Genomic DNA, 6,898 nt, shown 5'->3' with positions numbered 1-6,898 from the left:
AGAAGAAAAGACGCCGAACCATAACATAGGATGTTTTTAAATTACGCAAAAGGCTACGGAACCGCATTCACCCCCTCGCCGAACCATAACATAGGATGTTTTTAAATAAGTAAAATTCTATTTTCGGTCACTACATTTGTGATTTTGGATTATTCTTACCGTTTTATGGGGTTTGTGAGCACTGATTTGGCTGAAATTGCTAAATTTCTATGCTTTTACTCGAAATCCGGGTTATATAAATATCTGCCCCCCGGAGCCGATCCCCTGGGACCAGATAATATCCTCGGTTTTGTCAGCGGCCTCCTGACCGGCACCGGCTCTTTTATGACCGGCCGCTGGCTGGCCGTCACCAAATCGCCGCTGACCGGCGGCTTTGGTGATGCCAATTGCGGTGGCACCTTTTCGCCGGCACTCAAACAAAGCGGCTATGACGGGATCTTTTTTAAGGGTCAGGCGGCTACCCCTAAAATGCTCTTGATCGACAATGCCGGCCCGCAGCTCCGCGATGCCGCTGATCTCTGGGGTCTTGACACCGTCGAAACCGAAGCCGCCATTAATCAGATGATCACGGCTAATAAAAAACTGGCGATCGCCGCCATTGGCCCGGCTGGCGAGCATCAGTCCCTGATCGCCGGGATTTCCAACGACGGCGGCCGGATGGCGGCTCGCTCAGGAGTCGGCACCGTGATGGGATCAAAAAAACTAAAGGCCGTCGTCCTGGCGGGTTCAAAAATGATCCGTTCCCATGACTCCCTGGCTATCAAAGCGATCAGTCAGGATTATGCCAAAAAAGTCAAGGCCGCTAATCTGCCCGCGATGGCCACCGGGGCGATGCTACCGATGATGGGCAGATCGATGGTCGCTACCGATAAGGCGATTCCGATTGACGGCATGTTATCAACGGCGATCATCAAAAAATGGGGCACTGGCTTTACCAACACCATGGGTATCACCATGGGCGATACCCCGGTCAAAAACTGGAAGGGTTCGGTGGCGGATTTTCCCTATCGCAATTATCGTCATATGAATCCCGACCGGATCCAAAAGCACGAAACCAAAAAGTATCACTGCTATTCCTGCGTGATTGGCTGCGGTGGGGTCTGCGATATCAGCGGCATCTCCAAAGGCCGTTTTCCCCACACCCATAAACCGGAGTACGAAACCGTCGCCGCCTTTGGGTCACTGCTGTTAAACCAGAACCGGGATTCCATTTTTATAATCAACGAACTGCTTAACCGGGGCGGAATGGACAGTATCTCAGCCGGAAATACCATCGCCTTTGCGATGGAGTGTTACGAAAAAGGCTGGCTCAGCCAGGAAGTCACCGGCGGACTGGATCTGACCTGGGGCAATGCCCCAGCCATCATCACCCTGGTTGAACAAATGATTGCCGGGGTCGGCTTTGGCGCAATTCTACAGCACGGTGTTAAAAAAGCCAGCGCCATCCTCGGTATTGAATCGGCACCCCTGGCGATCCACGCCGGTGGACAGGAACCGGGCATGCATGATCCCCGGCTCGACCCGATCCTCGGCATCCACTATTGCTGCGATCCCACCCCCGGCCGCCACACCATCGGCGCCGGCAGTTATTACACCTACATGCGGATTTGGGAGGATGTCAGCTGGGCTCCCAAGGTCAAGCTGGGCGAAGATAAAAACGACGAATACGAAGCCACCAATCAGGTCGGCCTGAAATCGATGATTAATGCCTGTATCAAACAGATTCTTGATGGCTCCGGCGGCTGTTTTTTTGCCCTGGTCAGCGGACTCAATCATTTTAAGCTTTTTGATTATCTCAACGCTGCCACCGGCTGGCAAAAAACCGCCAACGAATACATGACCATCGGACTGCGGATGCAAACCCTGCGCCAGGCCTTTAATATCCGGGAAGGCATCAACCCCCGCGATTTTAAGATGAATCAGCGTCTTGGCGGCCACCCGCCCTTAACCGCTGGTCCCCTTAAAGGCAAACATTTTGATATCGACGAAATGATGAGCATTCACTACCAGTTTATGGGCTGGGACAAAAAAACCGGTATCCCCACTAAAACCGCCCTTTCTGACCTGGGCTTCTGTGATCTGGAAATGGAGGGCTTCACCCATGGCTGATAAGAAAAAACCCGTCATCGATTATGAGTCTTGCATGGCTTGTGGTATCTGTGCTGGCGATTGCCCGCTGAGCTGCATCGCCCTGCGCAAAACCGATATCGACCGCTACCAGAAAGCCTACCCGGTGCTCGATGAATACTACCGCTGCACCGGCTGTACCCGCTGCGCCAAAACCTGCCCGATGGAAGCGATTGGGATGATGTAGAGAAGCCCCGCTGATGGTTTAACTTTATAATGAATAAAATTGAGTAGTCTTTCCTAGTAATTTTACTGGACTTAAATCAGTAATAACCAGTATATGATATTTAATATTGGCAAGTGTGTCTTCTCACGCTTGCCAATATTTTAGGTTTTATTCCTCCTAAATTTGGTTAGGTTACGATAAGAGGAATTAGCAAAATCATAAGTTCTTATATACAGTTTTAAAAAATTCAGGTATAATCAATTTTCGAACCGTAACAAATTTTTGTATTTAAATTATGTTATTAGATGACCAACTATTTGATAACCTGCCGAACCTCAACATGCGATGTCGATTTTATTTAGATTTTTTTATTATATGTAATTAGAAACTATTTTCATATGTAATTAGTTGATTAAATCGTTGACAAATATAATCTTTTGGTGTATTATTCTTGCAAAGGAGGCGCAAAATGAAAATTTTATCCTATGAAGTAAAAGTCTATGTGTTACAAGACATTCCTACCGACATATTGATGCAGAAGCAGTGCGAGCTCATCGACACCTGCTTTGCAAACGATTCTACCTGGTTGAGGTGGCATGAAAAAAATCAGTTTAAACAATATTCATTTGCTGGACTAATCCCCTTGGAAGCAACTAAAGTCTATCGCGAAGGTAACGTCTATTCCTTCACCCTCCGAACCGTTAATGAAGAACTGGGACAGCTATTTATGGCCAAACTACAAAACGCTTATACCCCATTTCTAAAAACCCTAACCATTCAATCAAAAATACTGCCCCCAGTTCAACTCGCAAAAATTTACACCCTCACTCCCTGCGTACTAAAGACCGATCAGGGTTATTGGCGAACTGCTATGAATCTTGATACTTTTGAAAGACATCTACGGGAAAATCTCATAAAAAAATTCAACTATATTACCAACACAAAAATCGACGAAGACTTCCCCTTTTTTTCTCACATCAAATTCGATAACCATAAGCCAATCGCTGTCCCCTACAAAAACATCAAACTTTTAGGCGACAAGCTAACCCTGATGGTTGAACCCAATCCATCTGCTCAAAAACTTGCCTATACGGCTTTGGGCTGCGGGTTGTTGGAAGCAGGTTCCCGCGGCTTTGGCTTTTGTGGTTATAAATTCGCCTAGGAGGTGATGCGATGCTAAAAGATTGTATTGGTATTTTTAAGCAAAAATTTGCTGAAGCTGGTGATGCCCTGATCACGGACAATTATACCCTCGATCCCGGCACCTATATTCTGGTAGATCTGCAAGGCCAAATCATTGATCAAAAAGATGTGATCAAAAATAAATTTGAACGGATTGGTTTTGATGATTTTATAGAGCGTGATTATTTATCGAAGTTATTGGATATGAACAAGCCCATTGATGGAAAAAAAGTGATTCACAGCAACAACTTTTTATCTTTCTGGATAAAAAAAGATAATCTACTGCCTGATAATAAGGGCAGTACTAAACTTAACCCCGATATTATTAACAACTATTATGCTATTCTTAGCGATCCTCGTCTTAAATACAAAGGAAAGAGCCTTGAGATTTATAACACTATTGAAACATCAATTGGCACTCCCGATCTTCAAATCCTTGAGTTTTGCAAAACTTGGATCACTGAGCATATTTTTTCATTTATCGACGACCCCAAAATCAAATTTGATAAAACCTATCTCAAAATATTTTTTATGGCCGATTTGAGCTTGTATCGCCAAGAAAGCCAGCGTTACTTCCTGCCCAATATCTATAACACCACCGATTACAACATTTTAATTGATAATCAAATCTTTGGGCTTCCTAATAACAATATGGGGATGAACGCCAAAAAGCCCTATCTTGAGAATAAAACCCGTATCAAAAGTAAGGTTCCCTATCTCCTTTCCACCGACGACGTTTATATGCAAAAGAAATTTTTCGACTACTTGTATAATTACGCCAACCAGGGAAAAACAAATGTCTATTTTAGCACCGACTGCAATGATCCGGATCCCATCTATCCCTACGAAAGCAACCGGGCTCACACCAAAAATTTAAATGGCTATTTTCTAAGAATCCAAAAAGGAAAAGAACTAGAAATTCGCGATTATGATTTAATCACCGGCTATTCCCCTGATCTTGATCAATTTACCATCCGTCAGGCCATCCTTCTCCCTAAGGATGCCCGTTCCGACCTGACCTACGGAGACAGTCTTAATTTAAAAAGCGTTCAGCAACTTATTAATACCACTTTTTTTAGAAAATTCTTAACCACAAATTATTTTACCGATGCTAGCGATATCAGGCTTAATGATTTTAGAGTCAAAGAAGAGCTCTTACGATGCCGAAACGGTTTTTTTACTTGGTTTTATAAGGGGGATGCCCGGACGATTAAGAACCTCTTCCCCAAAAGCTCCCTTGAATTGATTAAAAACTCAATTGGTAACGGTCATTTTATTAAAGCCATTGAACAATTCAATGTGCGCGACGGATTTATCACTTATTTTAAAGGAGGAACAAGCATGGCAGATCAGTTGGTTTCAATTAGAGAGGGATTACGCGAAAAAATAAATAGCACCGGGGATCATTCCATTGAAAGCGATCTGGAATATTTCTATGCTGTTGGACAGATAACGAACTATTATCAATCTAAAAGTAAATCTAATCAACCGGTATACTCAACAGTCAACCCGGTTATCAATTGCAAAACGGATGAAAAATTAAAAGACTTGGTTAAACGACTTTTTCTGAAATACAATTATATAATCCAACCGAGCCGCCGTTTTGGGAATCTTCAGAGTATGATTTTTTCATATAAACCTGATGGACCGATCGATTCAACGACTTTGATTGCTGGTTATTTAAGCCAAAATCTACTCTATGAATCAAGCAAAGAAACAAAAATACAGGAGGAAAAGACCAATGTTAAATAAGCGAATTTATGGCGTTCTCGGGATCAAATCGGTGATGGCAAACTGGAATGCCGATTTTACAGGGTTTCCTAAATCTATTTCTACTGGGGAAGTTTTTGGCAGTGATAAAGCGCTAAAGTACCCGATTAAACGGATGTGGGAAGATCAGGGCGAAAAAGTGATGTATATTAAATCATACAAAACAGAAACAACTACTGATAAAAAAAGCAAACAAGAAAGTACCGACATTCGCCCAAAAACGCTTAAAGAACGTTATGAAGAAGTTTTTAGCGTGGAAAATCTCAAAGACGAACGAGACAGTACGAATATTCTTAAGAATTTATTCACCGCTATTGATATAAAGAATTTCGGAGCTACCTTTGCTGAAGAGGGAAATAACCTTTCAATCACCGGCGCTGTTCAGATTACTCAGGGATTTAATAAATACGACGGTCATAACGTTGAAGAGCAACAAATATTATCACCTTTTAGAGTCGATAAAAAAGTCAACAAGGCTTCATCCGATGATAATGATGAAGTTGAAGCTGCAAATCAATCCACCCTGGGAACCAAAATCGTCAGCAATGAAGCCCATTATTTTTATGGTTTTGCGATAAATCCCAGTGTTTATAAAAATTTCGTTGAAATGGGTGTGACTGAAGGTTATACCCAGACTGATTATGAGAAATTCAAAACTGCTGCCTCCATTGCGGCCACTTCTTATAATACCAATGCCAAGGTTGGTTGCGAAAACGAATTCGCGCTTTTTATTGAAACGGAACCCGAGCTTTATTTGCCCGACCTTGCCCAATATATTACTTTTGAAAAAAATCCAGACAGCAAAGATATGATCCATCTGGGAATGGCTGACTTAATCAACAGTCTTGAAAACCGCGTTCTTTCGATAGAAATTTATTATAATCCCTATACGACCATCCTTGAAGGAGAATTAAACAAAGCCAAACTCTTTAATATCTTTACCAAAGCTGAGGTATAAACATGGAGACGCTTACCTTTAAGCTCAGCGGCGAAACCGCCTTTTTCAAACAACCGGATGTCAACACCTATCAATATTACACCTATGGACATATTCACAAGGTCGCATTACTCGGGATTTTCGGTGGAGTTTTAGGATTAAACGGCTATAATCAACAACAAAAAACAGATACTTATCCTGAATTCTATGCACAGCTACAACATTTAAAAGTTGCCATTCAACCCTTAAACGAAGAGGGCTATATTCCCAAAAAAGTGCAGGTCTTCAATAATTCTGTTGGATACGCTTCAAAAGAAGCAGGGGGCAATCTGATTGTTAAGGAGCAATGGTTGGAGACGCCCGCTTGGCAAATTTATTTGTTGTTTGATAACTTAGAAGCAGACGTATTGCTTCACGATTTAAAAAATCGGTTCCTCGAAAAACGTTTTGTCTATCTACCCTATCTTGGGAAAAATGATCACTATGCCAATATTGAAGGGATCGAGGTTTATCCGCTTGAGGTGCAATCACCCGATTCACCGGTTCGTATCCACAGCCTCTTTCCCAAATTATCCGGGACTCTGGTTCCCCAGGATGATTTGTTTTTAGACGATACGGAAGCACTTGATTTTAAATATGAAGAACGGCTGCCGCTAGCAATTGATCCCGATTCCAATCAGTATCAAACCATCCCGTTTGTTTATACCAATATCCCG

The 6,898-nt window shown here is 42.7% G+C and carries 6 protein-coding genes; all 6 read left to right on the top strand.

The window, feature by feature from the left end:
• Positions 1–165: 165 nt before the first annotated feature.
• Positions 166–2,109 carry an aldehyde ferredoxin oxidoreductase C-terminal domain-containing protein gene (locus tag QZ998_RS09655; RefSeq protein WP_296560083.1) on the top strand — a complete coding sequence of 648 codons (1,944 nt, stop codon included), beginning with the start codon at positions 166–168 and terminating at the stop codon, positions 2,107–2,109.
• Positions 2,102–2,314 carry a 4Fe-4S binding protein gene (locus tag QZ998_RS09650; RefSeq protein WP_296560081.1) on the top strand — a complete coding sequence of 71 codons (213 nt, stop codon included), beginning with the start codon at positions 2,102–2,104 and terminating at the stop codon, positions 2,312–2,314. Before QZ998_RS09655 ends, QZ998_RS09650 begins: the two co-directional genes overlap by 8 nt.
• 448 nt (positions 2,315–2,762) lie before the next feature.
• Positions 2,763–3,455 carry a CRISPR-associated endoribonuclease Cas6 gene (locus tag QZ998_RS09645; protein ID WP_296560080.1) on the top strand — a complete coding sequence of 231 codons (693 nt, stop codon included), beginning with the start codon at positions 2,763–2,765 and terminating at the stop codon, positions 3,453–3,455.
• Positions 3,456–3,466: 11 nt separating this feature from the next.
• Entirely contained in the window at positions 3,467–5,227 is a 1,761-nt protein-coding gene (locus QZ998_RS09640; protein WP_296560079.1) for a type I-B CRISPR-associated protein Cas8b/Csh1, read from the top strand.
• Positions 5,217–6,203: a type I CRISPR-associated protein Cas7 gene (locus QZ998_RS09635; RefSeq protein WP_296560075.1), complete on the top strand. Its 987-nt coding sequence runs from the start codon at positions 5,217–5,219 to the stop codon at positions 6,201–6,203. Before QZ998_RS09640 ends, QZ998_RS09635 begins: the two co-directional genes overlap by 11 nt.
• Before the next feature lie 2 nt (positions 6,204–6,205).
• On the top strand, positions 6,206–6,898 hold a 693-nt coding region (gene cas5b, locus QZ998_RS09630; RefSeq protein WP_296560073.1), incomplete at its 3' end, for a type I-B CRISPR-associated protein Cas5b.

Source organism: uncultured Acetobacterium sp. (assembly GCF_927416815.1).
In the GTDB taxonomy this organism is placed as follows: domain Bacteria; phylum Bacillota; class Clostridia; order Eubacteriales; family Eubacteriaceae; genus Acetobacterium.
The sequence above is the reverse complement of the archived record's forward strand: the minus strand, read 5'-3'. Positions and strand labels throughout refer to the sequence as shown.